We start from the raw sequence: 24,641 nt of genomic DNA, 5'->3' as shown, positions 1-24,641 counted from the left end.
GGGGCTGTCCTATAAGTACTAGGGCAAGCCCCATTTTTTATTTATGCGCTCCATATCGGTTCTGTTTATCATATTCAGCAAGCGACTTCATTACTTGTTTGAATGCCGCTGTCGCTCGGTTTCGTCCTGAAGATGTTTCGTCCTCAGAAACGACCGTTACAGCATAACGAGGCTTGCTCGATGGACCATATCCTGCAAACCACGTATGCAGAAGCTCTGTTCCATATGCACTCGCCTGCGCCGTGCCGCTCTTTCCAGCCAGCGGCCATATACTGTCTTGCAATAAGCTCCCTGTTCCATCCGTTACCGTTAGACGCATCCACTTCATGAGCAGCTTCGCCGTTTGCGGCCGCAGCCTCATCTCCGTGCGCGGCTGCGCTGGAAAGCTCACAATCGAATTCCCCTTAGCATCCTCGATTCTGGATACAAGCCGCGGATTGCCATAGGCGCCTCCTTGCAGGATCGTAACAACCGCATTCGCGGCTGCAAGCGGCGTTATACGCACATCGCGCTGACCTATAGCTGTCTGTGCTCGGATACCTCCATCCGTAACAACAAGACCTAGCTGATTGCGCAGGAATACCCGTCCCTCCTGTTCACCGTCGAAATGAACCAAGGCTTCATGGCCTAACACATCGTTAGACACCATGCCAACTGTTCCAGTTAACCCTAATTGTGCGGCGTATTGCTCGATTTCCTTCGAGCTCAACCGCTCCCCTAATTGTGCAAATACTACGTTGCAGGAGTTTGCAAATGCTTCTTCCAATGTAATATTTCCATGACCGCCTTTCTTCCAACAAGCCAACCCGTATTTGTGATAATGCCCATCACAATGAAATACCTCCTGCTTGCTGGTCACACCCGTTTCAAGAGCTGCTGCCGCGATAGCCAATTTGAATACGGAGCCTGGTGTGATCACTTGAACTGCTTGATTGTTCCAGTTACTGCTGTCCGGCTCGATATGATTCGGATTATAAGCCGGTCTCGATTCCATCGCCACAACATCGCGTGTCTGAGCATCTAGTACGACGATCGCACCCTTCTTGATGTCGAATTGATCCATGATACGACCCATCTCTCGTTGAAGCGTCATATCTATCGTCGTCACTAGGCGCAGCGGATAATAGGGGTTCTTATGCTGACTCAGCCTTACTCCTAACCCCTGCATCGGACTGCCTGCAGCATCTGTATAATGCACGTATGTAGATGTCTTAACTGGCATCAGCAGCCCGTCGAAGGAACGTTCCAGCCCATAGGCCCCCGCCTTCTGAACATGCGAGCGCGTCGATTGCAGCGTCTCTTGGAGCATGCTCGTATATCCAATCCAATGCGGAGTATGCTCTCCCATAGGATATGGCACGGTGTAGGGGAGCACCTTAACACCATTCCAGTTCCTGCTGTTGAGGAAGCTTGCTTCCTCATTTGTCAACGAGCGCACACTCTTGCTGTCAGCAGAATCTCGCCAGATGATCGGCTCTCCTGCTTCCGCCCAGCGCCTCTTCAATGAATCTGCATCTACATTCAACAGACGGCTTAATCCGCGAACTGCTTCAGACTGAATTGCTGCCTCATTCAGCGGAAAGAGAATTAAAGCCTGAACGGTCTGACCTGTAATGTACTGGCCGTTGCGATCCACAATTCTTCCTCGTCCTTCATCCAGAACAACGCCTCTTTCGCGTTGAATGACGGATTGCCGAACCAGCGTGTGGGGATCATGCGGCAATGAGCGATGAACATCTATGAATTGCAGCCAAGCGATTCTGCAAGTGAATGCAAGCATAACGGCGGAGATTGCCAGCGTAACCCAGTGTATTCGAATCCAGCGATTCAACCGCTCAACGGAGGGATTTATTTTCATCGTGTTCACAGTTCCTTGTCATATGTATTACTTATTTAAAGTTAGGTTAGATGTCCGCATTAGCAGTATGTTCATGCACCAACATGAGCAAACCTTAGATTAGTCAAAATCTTTATTTCTAACTAAATGGCAGATACGTAAAAAGGGGCTGTCTTAAAAGACTGGATCAGCGGTTTTTTTATCCGATAGCACATACGATGACAGTAAGGCCGTATTACTCGCACTGGAACGGTCACAGGGGCCGCTATTTCATGATTTCGGGGTATTTTTTGAGGGCTTGCGGACACAGATGACGCTATTTGCTTCAAAACTAGCACTAAACGGCTTATTTGGGTCAAATAACGGCTCTACACTCCGCTAGTATGGCGAATTAATGGTATTTGCTTCAAATAGCGGCTCGTGTGTCCGCTCCCGGTCCTTGTAGATACAGAACTAGGAATGGATAACCTTGAGCTCGCCATTATCGAAGGTCTATCTCAGATGAGGTGTCAAAAACCTGCATCTCAGCTCCAAAATCAGCTCATGTGAGGGATGAGGCGCTGAAAAATGACGTCTCAGACGCCACAACCGCATCGGCGAACCGAAAAACAAGGGGCTTTCCCGGGTAGAAAAAATCTACTTGTGGGACAGCCCCTCATTCATCTTGCTAATATCTATTGCTTGGATCAAGCATATCCATTCGAGCGTCGGTTAACGGTTTTTCTTGCGCATCATATCAAAGTAATGAACCGGCTCATTCACCTTGATCTTTACTAATTGCAGCGGATGACGAGCTGCATCCAATTCATTGCCTTCCGTATCCCAGATCTGCTCAACAGTCTGTTTGAAGAAAGTGCCGTTAGGTCCGAAGAATTCCACTTCAGCACCAGGCTTGAAGTTGTTGCGCTGTTGAATCGTAGCCATCCCAGTCTCTGCATCGTAATCCATGACAAGACCTGCAAAGTCATATGGCACAGCCTTCACTTCAGGCTCATAGATATGATCTTCATGGTCAGGCTCTTCGTAGAAGAAGCCCGTGTTGACTGGTCGGTTAGCTGCCTTATTAATCTCTTCGATCCATTCTGGCTTCAAGACATAATGTTCTGGATCAGCCATATAGGAATCAATGATTTGACGGTAAACATTAACGACTGTTGCCACGTAGTGGATCGATTTCATTCGACCTTCAATCTTAAAGCTGTCTACCCCTGCATCGATTAGGTCCGGCAGGTGTTCCGCCATGCACAGATCCTTAGAGCTCATGGAGAATGGATTCTGCTCTTCCTTGAATAACGGAAGCTGTGTAATGCCGACACGGAAATGCTCAAGAGCAGAATCAGTTGAAGCCTCTTCCGCTGTCACGATATCATTCAATTCTGGTCTGGCATCCTCGAACAGATCATATTTCCAGCGGCAGGATTGGCAGCATCCTCCCCGATTCGAGTCACGATCCGTGAAGTGATTGGACAGCGTGCATCGTCCCGAATAGGAAGAACACATCGCGCCGTGAATGAACGCTTCAATCTCGACATTCACATGCTCCTTGATCTCTGCGATCTCATCCATGCTTGTCTCACGCGCTAGTACGACGCGAGGCGCGCCTTCGTCTTTCCAGAATTGCACGGTTTGCCAGTTCGCAACGGACTGCTGCGTGCTGACATGCACTTCAAGACCAGGCACAGCGCGCTGTGCCGTCTCGATAATAATTGGATCGGCAGCTATTATAGCGTTGATGCCAGCCTCATATAGATTCTTGAGATATTCTTCAATACCGTCTAGATCCTCGTTATGGGAGTAAATATTCGTTGCTACGAACACTTTAGCTCCGTATTTCTTCGCAAACTCGACTCCTTCACGCATTTCCTCAAAGCTGAAGTTGTCAGCGTTGGAACGCAAACCGTAGCTCTGACCGCCAATGTAAACCGCATCGGCGCCGTAATGTATGGCAAACTTCAATTTTTCCAAATTACCGGCTGGCGCAAGCAGTTCGGGCTTGTCGAGACGGTACCGCTTGCCGTTGTATTTCCGTTTTGTGTGGGTGCTCATCTGCATCAAGCCTCCTTCTTAATACACTTGTTCTTTATAGAAGAATCCGAATGTCAATTCACGCTCCGGATCCTGTACTTTGCGAATTCGTTCCATCCATTCAGGCTGGAAAGCATACCCCTTCGGGTCGGCTGCATAGGCATCGATCGCAGTGCGGTATACATTAATGACGACTTCATTATAGGCTAACGGCTTATAGAAGCCTTCAACCTTAAAGCTGTCAATTCCGCCTGCCATCAGCATATGCAAATCTTCCAGTATGCACATGTCGTCGGAACTCATGATATGAGTTCCATTCTCATCCTCATAGATCGGAAAGCGCTCATCTTGACGCTCTTCCTCAATCAGAAACATCTTGCGCCCTTTGCCGACATCAGATGTCTCGTCAACTCGACCCGTATGCCGCATGTAGTGCTGCAGCAGATGGCGCTTGGAGTGATAAATATTCGTCATGCCATGTATCTGAACTTCAACTTCCATGTCAGGCAGATTGCGCTTCATCTCCAACAGCTCATCCATATTAAGCTCACGAGCAGCAACGATGCGGCTCGCACCGCGCTTCTGCCAGTAACGAGCAGTCGCGTAGTTCGTTGATGTCATCTCCGCATTCCAATGCAGCTTCGTATTCGGAGCTGACTGCTTCACTGTCATGAGCACAGCAGGATCGCCATACACGATGGCATCCACACCGATTCGTTCCAGCTCCTGCAGGTAGGCTGGAAGCTCCTTCAACGCATCATTGTGCAGTATATTGTTCACTGCGACATACAGCTTGGCGCCGCGTTCGCGGACTACAGACATAGCTTGTTCAATCTGCTCCAGCTTCATTTCGCCAGGCATGCGCATTCCATACTTCGACTCGCCGACGATAACGGCGTCAGCCCCCGCTTGAATCAGTCGCTCAATCTCATGAATTGAGCCAGCCGATATCAACAGTTCTGGTTTCTGTGTCATTATAACTCACCACTTTATTGTTTACTTTTCTGGATATTCTTCTCGTGCTCAGCAAATGTCTTGGCAAACAAATGCGTATTGCTTCCATCCTTCTTCGTCACATAGAACAAATATTCCGACGCCTCCGGCTTCAATGCTGCTTCAATTGAGGCAATGCTTGGATTCGCAATCGGTCCAGGCGGCAGACCCTCAATCTTGTAGGTATTATACGGAGAATCGATCTCCAAATCTTTATAATACAATCTTTCCTTAGGCTCGTCGAGCGCGTATTGAACCGTCGCGTCAATCTGAAGCTTCATCCCCTGATCGATTCGGTTGTAGATAACTCCCGCTACGAGCGCCCGTTCTTCGTCTACAACCACTTCACGTTCGATAAGCGATGCGACCGTCAGAAGCCCGTTCAGATCTAAACCGCGCTGCTTCATGTCAGCTTCCCAATTCGGGATAGCGGCGATTCGCTTCTCCATTTCCTGCAGCATTCGATTGATGATATCCTCCGCCGTGCTGCCTACCTTCATCTCATAGGTTGACGGGAAGAGATATCCCTCAAGCGGATACTTGGCTTGCTTGGAAGGCACTGCGCCATAAGGCAGCTTGCCTGATGCCTGAATCTTTTCAGCAGCCTTCAGGAACTCATCCTTCGTCACGATGCCTTCTTCATTCAGCTTGTCCGCAATCTGCTCTACGGTATACCCTTCTGGAATCGTAAATCGCACCATCTCTTCTTTCACGACATCACCTGCGTTGAGCTTAGCAATGATCTCATCATAGGTCATGCCTGGTTTGAAATCGTAGGTGCCCGCTTGGAACTTAGAGCCTTCTTTATGATATTTCAAGTATCCTTGGAATAATAAGCTATTCTGAATAATGCCGTTTGTTTCTAACTGATTCGCAATAGTCGATATGACTGAGCCGCGCTCAATCTCAACACGTACCGTTTGATCTTGCTTCGGCATAGGCTGCATCTCATTCCAGGCATACCATGTTCCCCCCGCTGCCAGAAGCACCAATAGTCCGATAATGACAAGAAATACTTTAAGACCTGTCTTCATCCCATCACACTCCTACACATGCCGAAAACGGCTTTGCCGTCCAATAGACCGGACAAGAGCCGTTTTCTGTATCATTCCGCGATATACGTTCAACGAAAGAACACTGTTGTCTATGACATTACTCGTTAACCGTCCAACTCTTCCGAGAATGCCATCTCATCGTACTGCTCCATGACGTCTTCCCATTCTTCGTCTTCTTCAATCGTTTCCAGCTGCCATCCGCCGTTCTGATCTGGCGTTATACGCAGGACATCGGCATCCTCTTCTCCATCAGCGGCTTGCACGACAGCATAAGCGCTGCCATTGTACTCAAACTCCGCCAATAAGTCATAGGTACGCGTTTGTCCTTGTTCATCCGTCATCTCAAGCGAGCTGCCATAGGCTGTGGACAAGCGATCGATAAATTGGATTCCTTCACGTTCTGCCACGATTAGTTCTCCTCTTCCATATCGACAAGTGTGTTAAATGTTTCTTCGACAATGTTCCACTCTTCTTCATCATCAATGATGAACAGCTTGAGATCGTCGCCTTCTTCTTCATAACGGAAAGCATAAACCTCATCCGCTTCATCATCATCGGAATCTACAGGTACAACCATCATGTATTTGCTGTCTGAACCGTCAACCTCGAATTTCATGATGACTTCGAATTCTTCCTCATTTCCTTCATCATCCGGGATGTAAATGATTTCTGGCTCGTCATACGCGTGTTTGTCTTGTGTCATCGCTAACCCCTCACCTTCTAGATTGATAGTCGAGATATGTTTGCAAAATTATGGTTGCCGCCATCTTGTCGACAACTTGTCTGCGCTTCTTGCGGCTGACATCAGCCTCGAGCAAAGTTCGCTCCGCAGATACGGTGCTCAAGCGCTCATCCCACAGGTGAACAGTTAGCCCAAACTTGTGCTGCAGCGTTTCGGCGAATTCCTTGCTCAGTTCACCGCGAGGACCGATCGTGCCATTCATATTCTTCGGCAGGCCGAGTACGATTTCCTCTACCCCATGCTCACGGATGATCGTTTCCAGCCGACGCAGTACCTCGTCGTCGTCACGCCGAACGATAACTTCCACACCTTGAGCCGTCCAACCGAAGGCATCGCTAATGGCAACCCCGATCTTACGGTCGCCGTAATCCAAGCCTAAAATCTTCATCATCGTCTCCTATTGCTCATGTTCACCATCACGCAAGAAACAGACTCGCCTTAAACCTAAGAAAGAGCAAAGTCTGCTTCTTCCTTATCGATGATGGCTCAGGTAGAACCGGACCAACTCCTCAATCAGCTCATCCCGTTCTTTCTTACGCACAAGACTTCGAGCGTTGTTATGACGCGGAATATAAGCTGGATCTCCAGAGAGGAGGTAGCCGACGATTTGATTAATAGGATTGTACTCCTTCTCTACAAGCGCATCATAGACAGATAACAATATTTCTTGACTTGACGCTGCTTGTTCATCGGGCTGAACATTAAACTTCATCGTTTTATCCATGGAACTCATCGTCGTCACCTCGCTTTACTCTTATCATAACACATACCCTCTCAAACTAAAAAATATTCCTCGGATTGACACAATTACCCATTCAATTGTTCACTGACCAGCTTCTCGACGAGCGCGAGCGCATCATTCAGTTTATCCGCATTTTTACCACCAGCTTGAGCCATATCTGGACGGCCGCCTCCGCCACCGCCGGCAACAGATGCGATTTCTTTAATCATTTTTCCCGCATGATAGCCTTGTTTAACCAATTCCGCAGGTACGGATACAACAAAGTTTACTTTGCCCTCATGAGCTGCTCCCAACACAATGATCGCAGCAGGCAGCTTCGACTTCAGCTCATCCGCCGTCGTACGGAGCGCATCCATACCGTTTGCGTTCACTGCAGCCGCAAGCACTTGTACACCCGCAATGGTGCGAACTTGATCCGTCAAGCTTCCCGCTTCGATACTGGACAGCTTCGCATTCAAGGATTCGTTCTCGCGAGCAAGCTCTTTCTCGCGTGCAAACATCGCCTCTACGCGCTTCGGCACATCATTAACGTTGGATTTAAGCAAAGCTGCTGCCTGCTTAAGCACTTCCAATTGGCTCTCCATATATTGATACGCATGACGACCCGTTACGGCTTCAATTCTTCGCACACCAGATCCGATTCCGCTCTCGCTGACAATCTTGAACAGTCCAATCTCGGACGTATTGCTGACGTGACAGCCGCCGCACAGCTCGATGCTGTACGATCCGACTTGAACGACGCGCACAACATCGCCGTACTTCTCGCCGAACAACGCCATAGCGCCCATTGCCTTGGCTTCATCGATATTCTTCTGTTCAATCTTAACCTGTGTTCCCTTCCAGATCTGCTCGTTGACACGACGCTCGATGTCTTGAAGCTCTTCAGGCTGAATGCTGCCCAACTGGGTGAAGTCAAAGCGCAAACGATCCGGCTCTACGAGAGATCCCGCTTGATTAACATGCTCACCGAGCACATCCTTCAACGCGCGATGCATCAGATGTGTCGCTGTATGGTTCTTCACAAGATCCTCGCGCTCTGCGCGGTTAACAGCAGCTTGAACTGTCGTTCCTACAGTGATTACACCTGACTCAACTTGAACGGCATGCACATGCTGACCATGAGGCGCTTTCTTCACATTCGTTACTTCAGCCTTCATATCTGCGGTATGCAAGGATCCATTGTCACTTACTTGACCACCGCTCTCAGCATAGAACGGAGTGCGGTCGAGTATGATCTGAGCTGTCTGCCCTGCTTCAGCGGAATCTACAAGCGCATCGTCAACGATAATCGCAACAACTTTAGCGTTCGTCACATTCAATTCATCGTATCCGACGAACTCGCTCTTATCCGTCAATTCTGCAAGCGGTCCGCCTTGAACCTTCATGCTCTCCGATTCCTGACGTGCGGAACGAGCGCGTTCACGCTGCTCTTCCATCGCGCGATCGAAGCCATCGCGATCTACAGTCAATCCATGCTCAGCTGCATATTCTTCTGTCAGATCGAACGGGAAGCCGTAGGTATCGTAAAGCTTAAATGCCTCAGCGCCATTAATCTGCGTATGGCCCTCTTGCTTCGCAGACTCTGCCATCTGGGACAGGATAGCCAATCCATCTGTCAGCGTCTCATGGAAACGCTCTTCTTCGTTCTTAACGACCTTCTCGATGAATTCGCGCTTCTCTACAACTTCTGGATAGTACGAGCCCATCACGTCGCCCACAGTCTTCACGAGCTCCACCATAAATGGACGCTCAATGCCGAGCATCTTGCCGTAACGCACCGCGCGGCGCAGCAAACGGCGAATGACGTAGCCACGGCCTTCATTGGATGGCAGAACCCCGTCGCCTGCCGCAAACACCACTGTGCGGATGTGGTCAGCGATAACCTTGAATGCGACGTCCCACTCTTCCTTCTCTTTGTATTTCACACCTGCGATACGGCTCGTAGCTTCAATAATCGGCATGAAAATGTCAGTATCGAAGTTCGAATCCACATCCTGCAGGATGGAAGCGAAGCGCTCCAGACCAGCGCCTGTATCGATATTCTTATTCGGAAGCGGTGTGTAGCTGCCGTCCTTATTGTGATTGAACTGTGAAAATACTAGGTTCCATACTTCCAAGTATCGCTCATTCTCGCCGCTTGGATAGTTCTCTGGATCGTCAGGGTCACCATAGGACTCGCCGCGATCGTAGAAGATCTCCGTACAAGGACCGCAAGGACCCTCACCGATATCCCAGAAGTTATCTTCCGTCTTAATGATGTGGTCAGCAGGAATGCCGATCTTCTCATTCCAGTAGCGATAAGCTTCTTCGTCTTCAGGGAATACCGTCACATACAAGCGGTTCGGATCAAAGCCGATCCATTCCTTGCTAGTGAGAAACTCCCAAGCCCATGTAATAACTTCTTCCTTAAAGTAGTCTCCGATCGAGAAATTCCCGAGCATCTCGAAGAACGTATGGTGGCGGCGTGTCTTGCCGACATTCTCGATGTCGTTCGTACGGATACACTTCTGTGAGTTGGCAATACGCGGATTGTCCGGCTTCACGCGTCCGTCAAAATACGGCTTCAACGGAGCCATACCCGCATTGATCCAAAGCAAGGAAGGATCGTTATGCGGAACAAGAGATGCGCTCGGCTCCAGATGATGAGCCTTGCTTTCGAAAAATGCTAACCACTTTGCGCGAATATCACTAGCTTTCATGTATTAAGAGCCTCCTGAATGTAGAATTATTACGAAATTCCTCGTAATACCCCTATATAAAAATAAATCGCCCCTGTATATACAGGGACGATTATAATCGCGGTACCACCCTAGTTATCACCTAATCAGATACGAGCCAGCAATAATCATCAGCTGTGCAGCATCCAGGCGATCGCCTCAGCGTTGATAACGGGTACGACCCGGTGAAGTACATTCACACTCTGAAACTAGCCTTCGGCAGTTCTTCAAGGGGATGATTCTCTCAGCCTAGCAGCATCTGTATCCCATCCCTTATAAGGAATGATCAACAGGGTAACCGCACGGAATCGTCTCTCTGGCCCTGGGCTTCAGCCTACTCGGTTTCTTCATCGATTTGAAGAGTGATCAATTATAGGTTTACCAATAATATCATTCGATTAGGACCTTGTCAAATATTCAACATGCTCCAGCAATCTCTTCAGCATAACGACCGCTTGGGCGCGTGTTGCTTCACCTTTCGGATCGAACGTATTCGCGTTCACACCAGTGATGAACTCAGCAGATACAGCTTGAATGACTGCTTCGCGTGCGTAGCTGCTGATGCTGCCGCGGTCCTTGAACTTCGACAATGCCGTGCTGTCGTAAGGCGCCTTCTGACCGGCTGCTTCCACAGCGCGCACCAGCATCACTGCCATCTGCTCACGAGTGATATTATCGTTCGGTCGGAACGATCCGTCCTCGTAGCCGCTGATAATGCCTGCTCGCGTAGCTGCGCCGATGCTCGCTGCCATCGGATGCCATGAACCGATGTCGCGGTAGCGGCTAGCAGCGTCAGCATCACCCGGAAGCCCGAACGAGCGCGCAAGCAAGGTAGCGAACTGTCCGCGAGTCAGCTTATCATTCGGCGCGAAGCGATCGCTCGATACGCCCTCGATGATATACTTCGAAGCAAGCTCTTCGATCGCTGCGCGCGCCCAATGCGAGCTCGTATCCGAGAAGCTGCGCTTGCGCTCTGCGGCTGCGTAGATATCATTGCCGCTGCTGATCAAGCGGAATACGGATGTGCCGCCGCTCTGCTTCAATGTGTTTGGCACATATTGAATGCGGTCGGCTCCCTCATCGTAACGGACAACGGTTGAACGGTCGCCTGCAAGACTGTTCGAAGTGCGGAAGCGCGCTTCATAGCTCGCAGTTACCGACTTCGTATTCGTTGAGCTGGTGTACGCCGATAAGTAGAAGTCAACTGGCGCTGCCTTCATCTGACCGCCTGTTGACCGCACTTCTCTAACAAGCTCAGACCCTTTCGACACAGAGCCTGCGGATTCCAGCTGGATAAGCAGATACACGGACGAGTTGGAGCTAAAGTCTTTCTTGATATCGCGGGTATCTAAAGTATCAAGCGGCAGCGTGTACAGTACATCGCCATAGCGTACCGAGAAACGAGCATTGCTGGATTCTTGACGAATATCGTCAAGCACATTGACCGGAACAGCTACCATCGCCGCCTTCTCGGAGGTTGGAACGTTAAACATCAGGTGCTTGCTGCTGCCATAGCGCACGGCGTAACGCAGCGCTTCCTTCAACTTCGATTCCTGGAGCGTATATTTCTTGATCGATTCTCCAAAACGTGAACGATCGCTGCTCGTGTTGGCTGCCGCTGTCTCCAGGTAGTACATGCCGTTCTCCAGGAACCAATCATACGGCACTTGCTTTACATCCGCTGGAAGCCCAACGGAGCCGTCTGTCTGGTTCGATAAACCGTAGTCCGCAAAAAGCTCCACACGATTCCCGCTCTCATCCTGCAGCGGATTGTTGCCAGGCGCATACGTTAATCTAACGCTTGCAACAGAGCTCACCGCGGATTCAAGTGTCAATGTCACTGTGTCTCCATTCAAGGATGTCGATGTAATCGATCGATTCGTGCCATCGACAAACACATAGAAGTTTCCGAGCGGAGAAGTATTGTTAGCCAGCTTCAGCTTCTCCGAGAACTGGAGCGTGATGATCGCATTCTTCACGACGCCCTGCTTCAGAACAGGAACCGTGTTGTCTGAACTATTCGCGACAACAGCAAATGAGAAAGCTGCCGCTCCATTGCCAGACAAATCAGTAAGCCGCGGCTCACCAGGAACATAGGAGAGCAGCACACTGTCAGAGCTGTTTACCGCGGAATTCAACGTCAGCACGACCGAATCGTTTACAATCTCCACTTTATCCACATAACGGGCAGCATTGTTGACGAGCACGGAATAATGGCTGCGCAGCGGAATGCTGTCCGTCTTCAGCGCCTCATTATATTGAATCGTCAATTTATTGCCGCTAACGGTTGATTTCTGATACACGGGCGCTGTTGAATCGTTGCCGCCGCGCGCATAACGATCGCGAAACGCCTGAAGCGGATTGCCTGTTTCATTTTGAAGCGGATATTTGCCTGGTGTATAGTCAATCTTCACCGACTTATTGGAGGCGATCGACTCACTCATGACTAACGTTACCTGCGAGCCGCTATGCTCGATGCGGCGAATGCTCTTCTCTTTGCCGTCTACCCACACCGTAAACTGCTCATCAGCGGATGAGGATACGCTCGCCAGCCGCTCATTGAACTGCAACGTAACACGCGCACCTGAGAACGTTGCGTCAGTCACCTTCGGAGCAGTAACCTCCATATCATTTTTCACCTGAATACCGGAGATGGCTGCTGCGGCATTGCGATCATTGTCTTCAATCATGCGTGTACCTGGTTGAGGTGCATAATATAATATTACAATCTGACCAGCAGAAACACCGCTCGAAAGCTCGATGTCCACTGCCTTCCCCGTAACTGCGGTGCTCTTCAATGCGCGCGCCTCGCCGTTTACGTATACGAGGAAGTTAGAGATTGGCGGCACAGAGCCTTCTCTCAAATTCTCGTTATATTCGAGTCTAATCTTCTTTGAGGTGTCCATACGAGCCTGCTGCAGTACAGGTGCGGTAGTATCCGCGGAAGCCTTCACCGTAAATCTCCAGGCGTTGGTATTAGTTAGGCCTGCGTATGCCATATAGTCCGCGTCTCGGAGCGCATCATCCGTAACAGTAACTCCATACACTTCGCCGCTTCTAAACGTAATATTAGGATTGATATTAATGACCTTCGTACCGCTGCCTGTGACTTGATCAGAAGTAATCGGAATCCGTTCCTCGAGCGTATTGCGTGTTACATTAATGAGCAGGATCTCGCCCGTGTTCTTCCATACCTCTTCATCAAAATAAAGCTGCAGATCCGCATTAGCCGCTACTTGTGTCTCACCATTGGCCGGAACGAGCTTTACCAGCTCAGGAGCCTTCTGCACACCAGCAGTCGTGAACCTCCACTGATTCGCATCATACAGTCCTTGGAATTCTCCTCGCTTGCCTACAAATGTTCCATTATCCAACTGAACACTATACGTTTTGCCAGCCTCTAATCTATTGCGCAGCACCCACTCCACATAGCTTCCATCTACCGATACTCGTTTGCTGCCTACGTCGGTTTGTTCAACCACGTTTCCGTTGCTGTCACGAATAACGAGATTGCCCCCGCCTTTACTGACATTTTCACTAAATGTAAAGCTGATCAGCGAATCTGTCGCTACTTGTGTCGCGCCATTAGCCGGGTACATTTCCTCCAGCACCGGAGCACGCTTAACTGTATCAGGATCTAATGCAACAACGGTGGATGCTTTCAGTGCTTTCTCCGCCCTGCCATGATTGGCATTCATATTGACAGCAGCCTCAGCATACGCCGTCGCAGAAGCGGCTTCCAACATCAGGGTAAAGGCTAGTAACAATGCTGTCGTCTTTTTCAAGTTTAGCTCCTCCTTCAATTCATGAAATCCAATTCCTCTATATACACCTGACGCTGTGAAGGCGAGATAAGTTTCTCTCTTAATTCCAATTTAAGAAAAAAGTACCTTACCCAATATGGCGTGATTGACATAAAAAAAGCACCCTTTTACAAAGGGTGACAGTTAATCAAAAGAATCGACATCAATCAATATTTATCTTATGGTTATGTCGTCTTTCTCCATATGTAATAAGTAAACAGATGCTGCAGCACAACCTTCAACGCAGCGAAGACCGGCACTGCTAGAATCAACCCGATTACTCCCGCGATCTCCCCTCCTACGAGCAGGGCAAAGATGATGGCGAGCGGATGCATATGCAGCGTTCGACCTACAACCTGAGGTGAAATAATATTGCCTTCAAGTATTTGACAGAGCGTATTGACAACTGCAACGAGGATCATCATCTTAACGGATATCGTGGACGCCACAATGAGCGCGGGCGCCGCGCCAAAGTACGGACCGAGATAAGGGATAATGTTGAATATCGCTACAAATAAAGCCAGCAGAAGCGCATATGGCATGCCAATTACGGTATAACCGATGTAAGCCAGCACACCGATAATGACGCAAACGATAAACTGCCCGCGTATGTAATTGCCGAGCGCTGTATCAATATCTTTAAACATCATGACCATATACTTGCGATGACTCTTCGGCACATAGGCAATGACTGACCGCTCAAACACATCAAAGTCCTTTAATATATAGAAAATGAGAAACGGCACGATCAGTGCAATAAACAGAAAGTTCAGCGTGGCTCCGATATTGTTCATGAATTCGGACATCGCAATGCCTAAACGACCCTCCATCGTGTAGATCCACTCATACACACTGGAACGAACGGAGGACGGAAGCAGCGAGGATTGATTAATGCCGTCAATGATATCCTCCGCCTTTGCATTAAGCTGCGGCATCTGAGCGTTTAATTCCTCAAGCTGCTTGATCAGCATCGGAATAATGTTCATCAGAATGACTGTAATCGATATAATGAACACCGCATAGATAAGCAGCACCGCGATCGTGCGCGGTACCTTGCGATCATTCAAGAGCGTAACAATCGGGTTCAGCACATATGCTATGATCATTGCAACAAGAAACGGTGCTAGTATCGCCTTCAGAAAGTCATAAACATTGCCGATAACCGGCCGAAGCAGATACAGCATATAGAGAATTACTAGCCCAAGCAGCGTATATATACCATAGACAAACAGACGATTTTTAAATAGTCGCTCCACCTTTATCCCACACCCCACGTTCGGACATGCATCACACAGTAGAGTATATGTTAACTATTGAAAAATTAACCCGATTGGTTCGCCTGCTTCATCCTCCATATTCGTTGATTGCTGCTGCCGCGGAACTCAAGCCCAAGAGACTTGTGTTCTAGCTGAAATGGTCCGTCTACCAGCACATCAATCTCCGCGAGCAAGTCCAGCATATCTTTATTGCCTATTTGCTGTATCTGCTCCAAGGTATAGCCTGTATACGCCCATATATGGCGCCCATGCTCACGCAGTATACGGGCCAAGCGCTTCACATGCCTGGCCTGCATAAAGGGCTCTCCACCAGACAGCGTTACATCGGTCAGCGGATTAGACAACAGCTCCGCTGCCACCTCTTCTACGCTCATGGGCGTTCCCGCGCTGTATGCCCATGACTGCGGATTGTGGCAGCCTGGGCATTGGTGAGGGCAGCCGCTGAAGAAGACGACGGAGCGAAGTCCTTCGCCGTCCACGACGCTGTCGTGGACGATGGACATGACGCGCAGGCTCATTGATGCTTCACTCGCTCGGCTTCTTCCGCGCGCTTCGCCGAATTCCACTTATCCATGCTGCCGACCAAGTAACCTGTAATGCGGCGAATCCGTTCAATATGCTCGGAGTCCGCGCCGCAGGCAGGACAAGCATCCTCAATCACCGCTTGATAACCGCAGCATCGGCAGCGGTCAACCGGATGATTGATTGAGCCGTAGCCCACGCCGCTCGCAGCCATCGCGCGCACGATTCGATCGAGCGCCTGCGGGTTGGAACGAGCGCTGCCATCGAGCTCCACATATGTGATGTGCCCCGCGTTGCACAGCTCATGAAACGGTCCTTCTATGCGGATCTTATCGTAAGCTCTCGCATTCGCATATACCGGCAGATGGAAGGAATTCGTATAGTATTCCCGGTCTGTCACTCCCTGAATGGTGCCGAATGCGGCGCGATCCTGCTTCGTAAACTTACCGGACAGCCCTTCAGCTGGTGTAGCAATCAGCGAAAAATTAAGTCCTGTACGCGCGGCAGCTTTATCCATCCGCTGACGCATATGCTTGACGATGTACATTCCAAGCAGCCGCGCTTCTTCGGATTCACCATGGTGGCTGCCCGTTAATTGGAATAGCGTTTCTGCTAGGCCGATGAAGCCGATACTCAAAGTCCCCTGCTTCAGCACCTCATGCAGCGTATCATCAGGCTTCAATTCTTTGCTGCCTCTCCAGACACCTTGCTGCATGAGGAAGGAGAAGTCACCAGCTCGTCTGGATGCCTGATAGGACATCCGCTCAAGCAATTGACGCTCCGCGATGTCAATCAGCTTATCCAAGCGCTGCATAAAGTCATTCGTGTCACGGGACAGCAGGCTTAATCGCACAAGATTCAGCGTAGTGAAAGACAGGTTGCCTCGACCGATAGCCGTTTCCGCTCCGTTGACATTGCCCATTACCCTTGTACGGCACCCCATGTAGCAGGCTTCGCTCTCGGCTGTGCCATCATTGTACTGCGCATTGAACGATGCATCTAGAAACGCGAAGTTTGGAAATAACCGCTGCGCAGTCGTTTCAAGCGCAAGCTGGTACAGTTCGTAGTTCGGATCGCTGGGCTCAAAGTTAACCCCGGACTTGACCTTGAAGATCTGAATCGGAAAGATCGGCGTTTCGCCATTGCCTAATCCGCTCTGCGTCGCAAGCAGCAGCTGACGAATGAGAAGTCGTCCTTCGCGAGAAGTGTCCGTTCCGTAATTGATCGAGATAAACGGCACTTGACCGCCGCCGCGTGAATGCATCGAATTCGCGTTATGGATAAATGCTTCACAAGCTTGATATACATCTCGTTCTGTAAGTCTCCAAGCTTCTGCTTCTCTATCAAACGTCTCGCCAAGCGGAAGTGAGCTTAGATAAGCAAAGTGCTTGTTAAACGTCTTGCCCACATAAGGCGCCAGATCATAGTCGAACATCGGGTATGCTTGTCCGCCGTGCTGCTGATTCTGATTCGCCTGCAATATGATCGAAGCGAGTGCCAATGCACTCTTAATATCCTGCGGCTCGCGCATATGACCATGTCCCGTATTGAAGCCGCTTTGCAGCAATTGACCGAGCGGAATCTGGCAGCATGTCGTCGTTCCCGTTGCGTAGAAATCCAGATCATGCGGATACAATAGATTCGCTTCCATCGCTTGACGTGCTTCATCGCTGAGAAGATGGTTGATCGCGTACCAGCGCGAGCTTTCGCTCGCCATTTTCCCCATGATGCCCATTGGAGAACATCCGTCCACATTCGCATTCTCCCGCATAAGGTCGCGATCTGTTCCATCCAGAATACGATCTAATGAGGCTGATAATTCCTGTTCAGGACTGCTGAACATGGTTACTGAGCCTTTCTTAATTCTAGGCTGTGGTCTATGTATATACTGCATGGATTCATCATGCAATGCAGATGCCGTTGAAGTTCTATGTCCCAAACTAATCGCCGCCCCCTCTTTAATAACACAATATATAGTATCTACAATAAACCATCGACACAATATGTATTATGTCACAGCCAAAACAAAAAAAGCGCCTATCCCGCTCCGCAGAGTGAGATTGGCGCTTACACAGTCCAATTCTAATCCTATTGAACATTTTGTTAAGATGTTGCTTGTGACTCCGTAAACCCAGGAGACGCAGAAGATGCCCAATCGTCGCCGAAGAAGAGATCATCTAACGAACTTAACGTTCCATCTTCCTCCACTTGAAACACCGACATCTTATCACCGTTCACCGATAATTCAATATAACAGCCCCAGCAATAAAACTGATGGGAACCAATCTTGCCAATATCCTTAGAATTGCAATTCGGACATCGCATACTCTCACCATTCCGTCCATCCACTATAGATTTGAACTGCCGTCTAGCGAAACAGACTTCATGGACGTGATTCAGTTCCTATCGTGTCAGGTCACGATAATGGCGTCCGTCCCCATAAGGCCTGTCCCTTCGAATTGTATCCTACCTTCCAACAGGTCGGACAACAATCCGTCTGTTATTTCCAGTCCTGTTATTGTATTGCCCAATTGCGGCTGAAAATAAACATCTGCCACTCTTCCAAGCTGGCTTCCTTCAGTTGTGATGACTGGCAATTCCTTAATTCGGTGTGGACCTTGCAGGAAGGTTCGAGCTTGCTCTGTCGAGTTCCCCTTCACCTTATGAACGAGCTCTTGGCTCTTCAGCATAACGGTCTCTTCTCCGCATGCAACCACATGCTCCCACGCGACAACAGGTATGGTACGAGAATATATGGTCCGTCCTTCTAATTCCAGATGAGTAATCTCCCACTGCTCTGACAACCATATATCCCTCACTTTGGACAATCGCTTACCGGTTTCGATATCATACACCGGAAGGCCTATTAATTCGAGCAACTTCAAGGTCAAGCCTCCTCGTGGCTGTTCATGATGATCAAACGAGCGAAGATTGTCGTCTCTTCCATTCATCAGATATGCCGCGAATTTGCTGCGAAGCGAAGTATGTGTCCCATTCCTTGCGTCTGTCCGAACAAGATGTTATCCAGCTAATTTCTTGTACGCACACGCGAAACAATGGTTTCTATATGTTTCACAACTGCTTCAGCTTGTTCCTTAGTATTGCCCATTCCGAGACTGAATCGAACAGCGGTGCTCGTCCGTTCAGCAGAAAGCTTCATCGCTTGAAGAACATGAGATACTTCTAGTGAACCCGATGTACAAGCCGAGCCGCTGGATACTTGAATACCGAGCATGTCCAGATTCATGAGCATCGTTTCAGTTGGCACATCTAGTATACTAACGTTCAAAATATGCGGCACGCTGTGATCTTCATCGCCGTTCAGCACGACGCGATCGCCAAGCAGCGACTTCAACCCGTTCCAGAGCGCGGCACGAACCTCTCTAATGGTAGTTAGCCGCGCGTCAAGTGATTCATAGGCCTGTGCTGCAGCTGCGCCAAAGCCAGCGATACCGACAATATTTTCCGTACCGGCTCGCCGTTTGCGTTCTTGACTGCCCCCGTAGATGAAGGGTTCCCACTCCGCCCCATGCTTGCAATACATAGCGCCGATCCCTTTCGGACCGTTCACTTTATGCGCAGAGAAGCTGGCGAAATCGATAGGCAGCTCGTTCAAATGAAGAGGCTCTATCCCTAGCGCCTGCACCGCATCAGTGTGCATGAGGATGCCGCGTTCCCGCGCCATGCGGCCGATAGCTTCAATCGGTTGGATCGTGCCTACCTCATTGTTCGCATACATCACGCTGATCAGGCATGTTTCTGCCTTCACGGCAGCTTCAATGTCCTCTAGTCGGACGAAGCCTGTCTGATCCGGCTGCACATAAGTAACTTCAAAGCCTAATCGCTCCGCCTGCTGCGCAGCATGCAGCACCGCATGGTGCTCAATCGCAGTCGTGATCATATGCGGTTTCTTATCGCTGATTCCTTCTCTTTGAAGCTTCAGCCAGCGTGACCAGAGCACGCCGAAGATTGCCGCATTATCGCTTTCGCTGCCTCCGCTCGTAAAGACTAGCTCATTCGGCGAACACCCCAGCCTCATAGCAATACTGTCTCTCGCCTGACGCACGACTGCCTTGGCATCTCTCCCCGCTCCATGTACGCTGGAAGGGTTTCCATACACATCTAGGCTTGAGGCCATCGCTTCGCGCACTGCCGGATGCAGCGGTGTTGTAGCGGCGTGGTCCATATATATGCGATTCATTCGTATTCCTCGATTCTACACGATAAAGATGTTAAATATAGAACATATAACTGTCTTGATCGCCTTCATCTTTATATTGGATCAGATCAGCTAATGTCGTTGAATCAAGCACCTCAGCAATGCTGTCCCGTATTCGCATCCACAAGTTGCGTTTAGCAGGGTCATCTTCTTCTGTAAAGTCGACAGGAGAGATCGGACCTTCCAATACGCGAATGATCTCGCCCGCGCTTACATGCTCAGGGTCTTGAGCAAGTATGTAACCGCCATATGCGCCGCGAATGCTCTTCACAAGTCCGGCGTTGCGCAACGGGGCAATCAGCTGCTCCAAGTAATGCTCTGATAACTGGTTCTTGTCCGCGATGCTTTTCAGCGAAGTCGGACCATCTCCGAAACTGCGCGCGAGCTCCATCATGATGGTTAGACCATAGCGACCTTTTGTGGATATCTTCATAAACACACCTCAATAATGTTAATAAAATTCATGGTATTCCTATATGCCACCAAGTATATCCTATCATATATACACCCGTTATGTGCAATTTCGTCCACGTTTATTCCTGAACGCCCTCTTTTACACGTATTATTTCTGAATCTGTACAACGTATGTTACAATACGAATATTATCGAAGAAAGGATTGACGGTGACTCACATGAATAAACCACCAGAACAGACACGCGTAGTCGTCGGCATGTCCGGCGGTGTCGATTCGTCCGTCACAGCGCTGCTCTTGAAGCAGCAAGGATATGATGTCATCGGCATCTTCATGAAGAACTGGGATGATACCGATGAGTTCGGACATTGTACTGCTGAAGATGACGCCGAAGATGTGCGACGCGTCTGTGAACATATAGGTATTCCTTATTATACAGTCAACTTTGAGAAGCAATATTTCGAGAAAGTTTTTGAATATTTCCTAGAAGAATATCGGAACGGCCGGACTCCCAATCCCGATGTGATGTGCAATCGCGAGATCAAGTTCGGGGAGTTTCTCCGCACGGCGCTCGATCTTGGAGCCGAGTATGTCGCAACTGGACACTATGCTCGTGTAATCGAAGAGGATGGCAAGTTCAAGCTGCTGCGTGGAGTTGACAGCAATAAAGATCAGACGTATTTCTTGAATGCGTTGAATCAGGAGCAGTTGTCTCGCGCGATGTTCCCAATCGGACACCTGCCGAAGCCGGAAGTGCGACGTATTGCTGAGGAGGCGGGACTTGCAACTGCGAAGAAGAAAGACAGCACTGGAGTATGCTTTATCGGAGAGCGCAACTTCAAGCAGTTCCTCAGCCAGTACCTTCCTGCGCAGCCTGGCAATATGGTGGATATCCGAACAGGCGAGATAAAAGGGAAGCATGACGGTCTGATGTATTATACATTAGGGCAACGTCAAGGCTTAGGCATTGGCGGCTCTGGCAACGGTCAGCCTTGGTTCGTCGTCGATAAGGACTTGAAGACGAACACGTTGTACGTCGTCCAAGGTGACGATCATCCATGCCTGTATTCGGTCAGCCTTGAGGCTGTTGGCATCAATTGGATTGCAGGCGATATGCCAGAAGGACCTATCCGCTGCAGCGCGAAGTTCCGGTACCGCCAGCCTGATCAAGGCGTTACCTTATCGAAGCTGCCGGACGGCACAGTCCAAGTGGAGTTCGATAAGCCGCAGCGCGCGATTACGCCTGGACAAGCGGTCGTATTCTACCAAGACGAGGTATGTCTGGGCGGCGGCACGATCAATAAGATCAACAAGCTGGAGCCTATTGTACTGCCTTAGAGCACAGCTAATATAACCACCAAAAGAGGCTGCAGGATTAGCTCATCGCCAATCCTACAGCCTCTATTTTATGCAGTATATAATTCAGTTTGATTATTGGAAGTATGAGTTCAGGAAGCTTCTTCAATCACAGTACTACTCTTCATTCTCTTTACAATCAGTCGAGTGATCCGCAAATGGTACGTATCTTCCACGATGAATTCAAATTCCTGATTATACGCAATTCGCTGCCCTTTCTTCGGCGGCAGCTCGACTTGTGAATACATCCATCCGCCTATCGTATCGAAATCCTCCGAATCGATATCCATTCCGAAGTAAGCATTCACTTCTTCAATCAGCATTTTGCCATCAATAGAAAATACATTCTCTTCACGTTTCATAACGGCAGGAAGCTCTTCATCGAACTCATCCTGAATCTCGCCGACAATCTCTTCCATGATATCCTCTAACGTGACCAAACCGGCTGTACCGCCGTATTCATCAATAAGCAGAGCGATCTGCATCTTATTCTTCTGCAGCAGCTTCAGCAATGCGCTGATGGCCATCGATTCAGGCACGCTTAGGATCGGACGAATCAATTCTCGAATATCGGCTACATCGTCTGCAGCTTTAACTAAGTCTTTAATGTGCACGAAGCCAATAATGTTATCCTTATCAGGGTCGCACACCGGATAACGAGTATGCATCTCGCTATACGCAGTCTCGCGATTCTGTTCGAACGAATCTGTCGTATAGATACATACCATTTCAGTACGAGGTATCATAATTTCACGGGCATGTGTGTCTGAGAATTCAAATATGTTGTCCATCAATGTCAGTTCCGTGTTATCGATTAGGCCGCTCTCATGGCTCTCCTTCACTAAGATACGAATCTCTTCTTCTGTGTGGGCATCATTTTCACCAGCAGGCTGTACTTTGAGCAAACGCAGCAGTGAATTGGCAGATCCGTTAAGCAGCCAGATGAACGGAAACATCAGCTTATAGAATGCCGTCAGCGGAATCGCAGTCCACAGTGTGATCTGCTCCGCCTTGCGGATTGCTAATGTTTTAGGCGCCAATTCGCCAAGCACAATATGCATGATCGTAATGAAAATAAATGCAATTGCAGTAGAAATAGTCGTAATAAGTGCTTCTCCCGCTCCTAATGCAGCGAGAGGATCATGAAGGAGCTCGGCGATCGTCTGTTCCCCGATCCAGCCCAAGCCGAGTGAGGCTAACGTAATACCTAACTGACACGCCGATAAATAGGCGTCCAAGTTGTTCGTCATGTTGCGTGCGAACTTAGCTCTCTTGTTGCCGTCCATTACTAAGGCATCGATGCGGCTTCCGCGTACTTTTACCATCGCAAATTCTGCAGCTACAAAAAAACCATTCATAAATACAAGCAATACAACAAACAACAATCCCCAAATAATCGGTAACGGGTCACTATCCAAATTAATTCCCTATCCGCCTCCCATTTACACGGATAGGTACACCTCCCCATATAATAAGATATATAAACCAATACATATCATTATAAACCTTTTGCACCTAACGTCAAACTTACAAGCTGCTATCTCTTGTTGTCACCGGCAGGCAGCACCTCCATACAGAAGGGATTGCCACTATGTATATTCGCTGCATACGCAGTCCTATCACCACATAGCTAATCCTTTGTGCCGTTATTTATTTTGCGATTCTTCCAGAGCATGTCGAACCGCTTCATTCAACAACCCGATGATATGGGCATCATCGCAGGAATACAAGATGTTCTGACCTTCTCGACGGTAGCGTACAAACCGATATGCACGCAGCGTCTTTAATTGATGTGATACGGCAGACTGCGATAGCTGCAAAGCGTCCGCAATCTGATTAACAGCACATTCATCGCGAGCTAGAAGCGTCAGAATCCGAATTCGCGTGGGATCACCCAAAGCCTTAAAGGTTTGAGACACTTGCTCTAGCACGTCTGCTCCCCATTCTTTGCTTTCCAATACATCCATAACATCCGACTCCTTATACTGAACATAACCACATATGTGGAGGATGATTCATGGTTGTAGGATGTGACAACGCGCCGCAAAATAAACATCAACCTACGATGACTTATAAAGTAGGCATTGGTGTAGGCGTTGGCTTAGCGTATCGACACGATTATCCTTATTGTAAAATGAATGACAATTGAAGTCCTATAGCGGCACACAGCAAGCAAACAACGGCAGAAGACAGCATATATAGTGCTGCCGCTCTAAACCGCCTTGCTTGCAATAGCTGCAGCGTCTCAACTGTAAATGTAGAGAAGGTCGTGAAAGCTCCGCAAAAGCCTACTCCAAGCAGTAAGTACACACTTGCAGGCATTGTATACCGCATACCCGCCAACAGCCCGAGCAGCAAGGAACCGCATACGTTAATGATCCATGTCGCCCATGGGTATCGCTTGGAGGTCTGCGCAAGTCTCCCGCTCACATAGAATCGAAGCCAAGCTCCTGCTGCGCCTCCCAAGCTGACAAGCAGCCAATTCATCAGCGATCCCCCCTCGCCTCGTCTAATGGCCTGCTGCTTGCCCTACTGCGTGTTCCTAATGTATAGCCTAACCATGCTGCCGACACGCCACAGGCTATGCTTAGCACTTGATAGAGCAGCGCCATTTCCCATCTGCCTTCCGTCAGAAGCGTGACCGTCTCCAACGAGAAGGTAGAGAAGGTCGTCAACGCACCGGCCAGCCCAGTGCCGAAGGTCAGCTTCCATAACGGCGATAAGCCCTGACGTTTAGCCAGCCATGCCGTCAGCCAGCCAAGAAAGCACGCGCCCACGATATTCACGGCGAATGTAGCGGTTGGAAATGCGCTCTGCGGCTGAAATGGCAGCAGTAAGCTGATGCCATAACGGATATTCGCGCCAATTACGCCGCCAAGCGCGACAGCAAGCGAGGAGCGGGGATTCAAGAAGCTGTTCATTGTAGTGCGCCCTCTTTCC

The 24,641-nt window shown here is 49.3% G+C and carries 22 protein-coding genes; 1 reads left to right on the top strand and 21 read right to left on the bottom strand.

Annotated features, from left to right (window positions below):
- Positions 1-37: 37 nt before the first annotated feature.
- The 17 genes from ACXX53_RS09690 to cymR form a co-directional block, all read right to left on the bottom strand.
- Complete coding sequence (locus ACXX53_RS09690; RefSeq protein WP_458568441.1) at positions 38-1,831, bottom strand: peptidoglycan D,D-transpeptidase FtsI family protein; 1,794 nt, start codon at positions 1,829-1,831, stop codon at positions 38-40.
- Positions 1,832-2,548: 717 nt separating this feature from the next.
- Positions 2,549-3,883, bottom strand: a complete 1,335-nt coding sequence (locus ACXX53_RS09685; RefSeq protein ID WP_458568440.1) for a peptidase U32 family protein — start codon at positions 3,881-3,883, stop codon at positions 2,549-2,551.
- Between the two features lie 18 nt (positions 3,884-3,901).
- Complete coding sequence (locus ACXX53_RS09680; RefSeq protein ID WP_458568439.1) at positions 3,902-4,837, bottom strand: peptidase U32 family protein; 936 nt, start codon at positions 4,835-4,837, stop codon at positions 3,902-3,904.
- A gap of 14 nt (positions 4,838-4,851) precedes the next feature.
- Positions 4,852-5,889 (bottom strand): endolytic transglycosylase MltG, encoded by a 1,038-nt coding sequence (gene mltG / locus ACXX53_RS09675; protein ID WP_458568438.1) that lies wholly within the window; start codon positions 5,887-5,889, stop codon positions 4,852-4,854.
- A 125-nt stretch (positions 5,890-6,014) separates the two neighbouring features.
- Positions 6,015-6,317, bottom strand: a complete 303-nt coding sequence (locus tag ACXX53_RS09670) for a DUF1292 domain-containing protein (protein WP_458568437.1) — start codon at positions 6,315-6,317, stop codon at positions 6,015-6,017.
- 2 nt (positions 6,318-6,319) lie between these two features.
- Positions 6,320-6,613, bottom strand: coding sequence for a DUF1292 domain-containing protein (locus ACXX53_RS09665; protein WP_458568436.1), 294 nt, complete (start codon positions 6,611-6,613; stop codon positions 6,320-6,322).
- A 10-nt stretch (positions 6,614-6,623) separates the two neighbouring features.
- The gene (gene ruvX, locus ACXX53_RS09660; protein ID WP_458568732.1) at positions 6,624-7,040 is read right to left on the bottom strand and encodes a Holliday junction resolvase RuvX; all 417 of its coding nucleotides are present in this window, start codon (positions 7,038-7,040) and stop codon (positions 6,624-6,626) included.
- Between the two features lie 84 nt (positions 7,041-7,124).
- Positions 7,125-7,385 (bottom strand): IreB family regulatory phosphoprotein, encoded by a 261-nt coding sequence (locus ACXX53_RS09655; RefSeq protein ID WP_458568435.1) that lies wholly within the window; start codon positions 7,383-7,385, stop codon positions 7,125-7,127.
- Positions 7,386-7,459: 74 nt separating this feature from the next.
- Complete coding sequence (gene alaS / locus ACXX53_RS09650; RefSeq protein ID WP_458568434.1) at positions 7,460-10,093, bottom strand: alanine--tRNA ligase; 2,634 nt, start codon at positions 10,091-10,093, stop codon at positions 7,460-7,462.
- Between the two features lie 416 nt (positions 10,094-10,509).
- Positions 10,510-13,896, bottom strand: coding sequence for a SwmB domain-containing protein (locus tag ACXX53_RS09645; RefSeq protein WP_458568433.1), 3,387 nt, complete (start codon positions 13,894-13,896; stop codon positions 10,510-10,512).
- Between the two features lie 203 nt (positions 13,897-14,099).
- The gene (locus ACXX53_RS09640; protein ID WP_458568432.1) at positions 14,100-15,170 is read right to left on the bottom strand and encodes an AI-2E family transporter; all 1,071 of its coding nucleotides are present in this window, start codon (positions 15,168-15,170) and stop codon (positions 14,100-14,102) included.
- 65 nt (positions 15,171-15,235) lie between these two features.
- The gene (nrdG, locus tag ACXX53_RS09635) at positions 15,236-15,703 is read right to left on the bottom strand and encodes an anaerobic ribonucleoside-triphosphate reductase activating protein (protein WP_458568731.1); all 468 of its coding nucleotides are present in this window, start codon (positions 15,701-15,703) and stop codon (positions 15,236-15,238) included.
- Between the two features lie 2 nt (positions 15,704-15,705).
- Positions 15,706-17,556: an anaerobic ribonucleoside triphosphate reductase gene (locus ACXX53_RS09630; RefSeq protein WP_458568730.1), complete on the bottom strand. Its 1,851-nt coding sequence runs from the start codon at positions 17,554-17,556 to the stop codon at positions 15,706-15,708.
- Between the two features lie 260 nt (positions 17,557-17,816).
- Positions 17,817-18,038, bottom strand: coding sequence for a hypothetical protein (locus ACXX53_RS09625; protein ID WP_458568431.1), 222 nt, complete (start codon positions 18,036-18,038; stop codon positions 17,817-17,819).
- An 86-nt stretch (positions 18,039-18,124) separates the two neighbouring features.
- On the bottom strand, positions 18,125-18,598 hold the full coding sequence (locus tag ACXX53_RS09620) for a PRC-barrel domain-containing protein (RefSeq protein WP_458568430.1): 474 nt from the start codon (positions 18,596-18,598) through the stop codon (positions 18,125-18,127).
- Between the two features lie 143 nt (positions 18,599-18,741).
- The gene (locus tag ACXX53_RS09615) at positions 18,742-19,914 is read right to left on the bottom strand and encodes a cysteine desulfurase family protein (protein WP_458568429.1); all 1,173 of its coding nucleotides are present in this window, start codon (positions 19,912-19,914) and stop codon (positions 18,742-18,744) included.
- A 31-nt stretch (positions 19,915-19,945) separates the two neighbouring features.
- Entirely contained in the window at positions 19,946-20,365 is a 420-nt protein-coding gene (gene cymR, locus ACXX53_RS09610; protein WP_458568428.1) for a cysteine metabolism transcriptional regulator CymR, read from the bottom strand.
- 199 nt (positions 20,366-20,564) lie between these two features.
- Here cymR and mnmA point away from each other — a divergent pair, with 199 nt between their 5' ends.
- On the top strand, positions 20,565-21,683 hold the full coding sequence (gene mnmA / locus ACXX53_RS09605) for a tRNA 2-thiouridine(34) synthase MnmA (RefSeq protein WP_458568427.1): 1,119 nt from the start codon (positions 20,565-20,567) through the stop codon (positions 21,681-21,683).
- A 110-nt stretch (positions 21,684-21,793) separates the two neighbouring features.
- On the opposite strand, the gene ACXX53_RS09600 is transcribed toward mnmA, so the two are convergent.
- From ACXX53_RS09600 to crcB (ACXX53_RS09585), 4 genes are all read right to left on the bottom strand, one after another.
- The gene (locus tag ACXX53_RS09600; protein WP_458568426.1) at positions 21,794-23,119 is read right to left on the bottom strand and encodes a hemolysin family protein; all 1,326 of its coding nucleotides are present in this window, start codon (positions 23,117-23,119) and stop codon (positions 21,794-21,796) included.
- A 228-nt stretch (positions 23,120-23,347) separates the two neighbouring features.
- Complete coding sequence (locus ACXX53_RS09595) at positions 23,348-23,668, bottom strand: ArsR/SmtB family transcription factor (RefSeq protein ID WP_458568425.1); 321 nt, start codon at positions 23,666-23,668, stop codon at positions 23,348-23,350.
- A 157-nt stretch (positions 23,669-23,825) separates the two neighbouring features.
- Complete coding sequence (gene crcB / locus ACXX53_RS09590) at positions 23,826-24,188, bottom strand: fluoride efflux transporter CrcB (protein WP_458568424.1); 363 nt, start codon at positions 24,186-24,188, stop codon at positions 23,826-23,828.
- A complete protein-coding gene (gene crcB / locus ACXX53_RS09585; RefSeq protein WP_458568423.1) occupies positions 24,188-24,622 on the bottom strand; it encodes a fluoride efflux transporter CrcB in 435 nt (144 codons plus the stop codon). Before crcB (ACXX53_RS09585) ends, crcB (ACXX53_RS09590) begins: the two co-directional genes overlap by 1 nt.
- Between the last annotated feature and the right edge of the window lie 19 nt (positions 24,623-24,641).

It is taken from the genome of Paenibacillus marinisediminis (assembly GCF_054343325.1).
The sequence above is the reverse complement of the archived record's forward strand: the minus strand, read 5'-3'. Positions and strand labels throughout refer to the sequence as shown.

Coding starts and splice junctions, on each gene's coding strand:
- ACXX53_RS09685 (WP_458568440.1), bottom strand. CDS start 3,883: ATGAGCACCCACACAAAACGGAAATACAACGGCAAGCGGTACCGTCTC.
- ACXX53_RS09680 (WP_458568439.1), bottom strand. CDS start 4,837: ATGACACAGAAACCAGAACTGTTGATATCGGCTGGCTCAATTCATGAG.
- mltG (WP_458568438.1), bottom strand. CDS start 5,889: ATGAAGACAGGTCTTAAAGTATTTCTTGTCATTATCGGACTATTGGTG.
- ACXX53_RS09665 (WP_458568436.1), bottom strand. CDS start 6,613: ATGACACAAGACAAACACGCGTATGACGAGCCAGAAATCATTTACATC.
- ruvX (WP_458568732.1), bottom strand. CDS start 7,040: ATGAAGATTTTAGGCTTGGATTACGGCGACCGTAAGATCGGGGTTGCC.
- ACXX53_RS09655 (WP_458568435.1), bottom strand. CDS start 7,385: ATGAGTTCCATGGATAAAACGATGAAGTTTAATGTTCAGCCCGATGAA.
- alaS (WP_458568434.1), bottom strand. CDS start 10,093: ATGAAAGCTAGTGATATTCGCGCAAAGTGGTTAGCATTTTTCGAAAGC.
- ACXX53_RS09630 (WP_458568730.1), bottom strand. CDS start 17,556: ATGTTCAGCAGTCCTGAACAGGAATTATCAGCCTCATTAGATCGTATT.
- ACXX53_RS09625 (WP_458568431.1), bottom strand. CDS start 18,038: ATGCGATGTCCGAATTGCAATTCTAAGGATATTGGCAAGATTGGTTCC.
- ACXX53_RS09615 (WP_458568429.1), bottom strand. CDS start 19,914: ATGAATCGCATATATATGGACCACGCCGCTACAACACCGCTGCATCCG.
- cymR (WP_458568428.1), bottom strand. CDS start 20,365: ATGAAGATATCCACAAAAGGTCGCTATGGTCTAACCATCATGATGGAG.
- mnmA (WP_458568427.1), top strand. CDS start 20,565: ATGAATAAACCACCAGAACAGACACGCGTAGTCGTCGGCATGTCCGGC.
- ACXX53_RS09595 (WP_458568425.1), bottom strand. CDS start 23,668: ATGGATGTATTGGAAAGCAAAGAATGGGGAGCAGACGTGCTAGAGCAA.
- crcB (WP_458568424.1), bottom strand. CDS start 24,188: ATGAATTGGCTGCTTGTCAGCTTGGGAGGCGCAGCAGGAGCTTGGCTT.
- crcB (WP_458568423.1), bottom strand. CDS start 24,622: ATGAACAGCTTCTTGAATCCCCGCTCCTCGCTTGCTGTCGCGCTTGGC.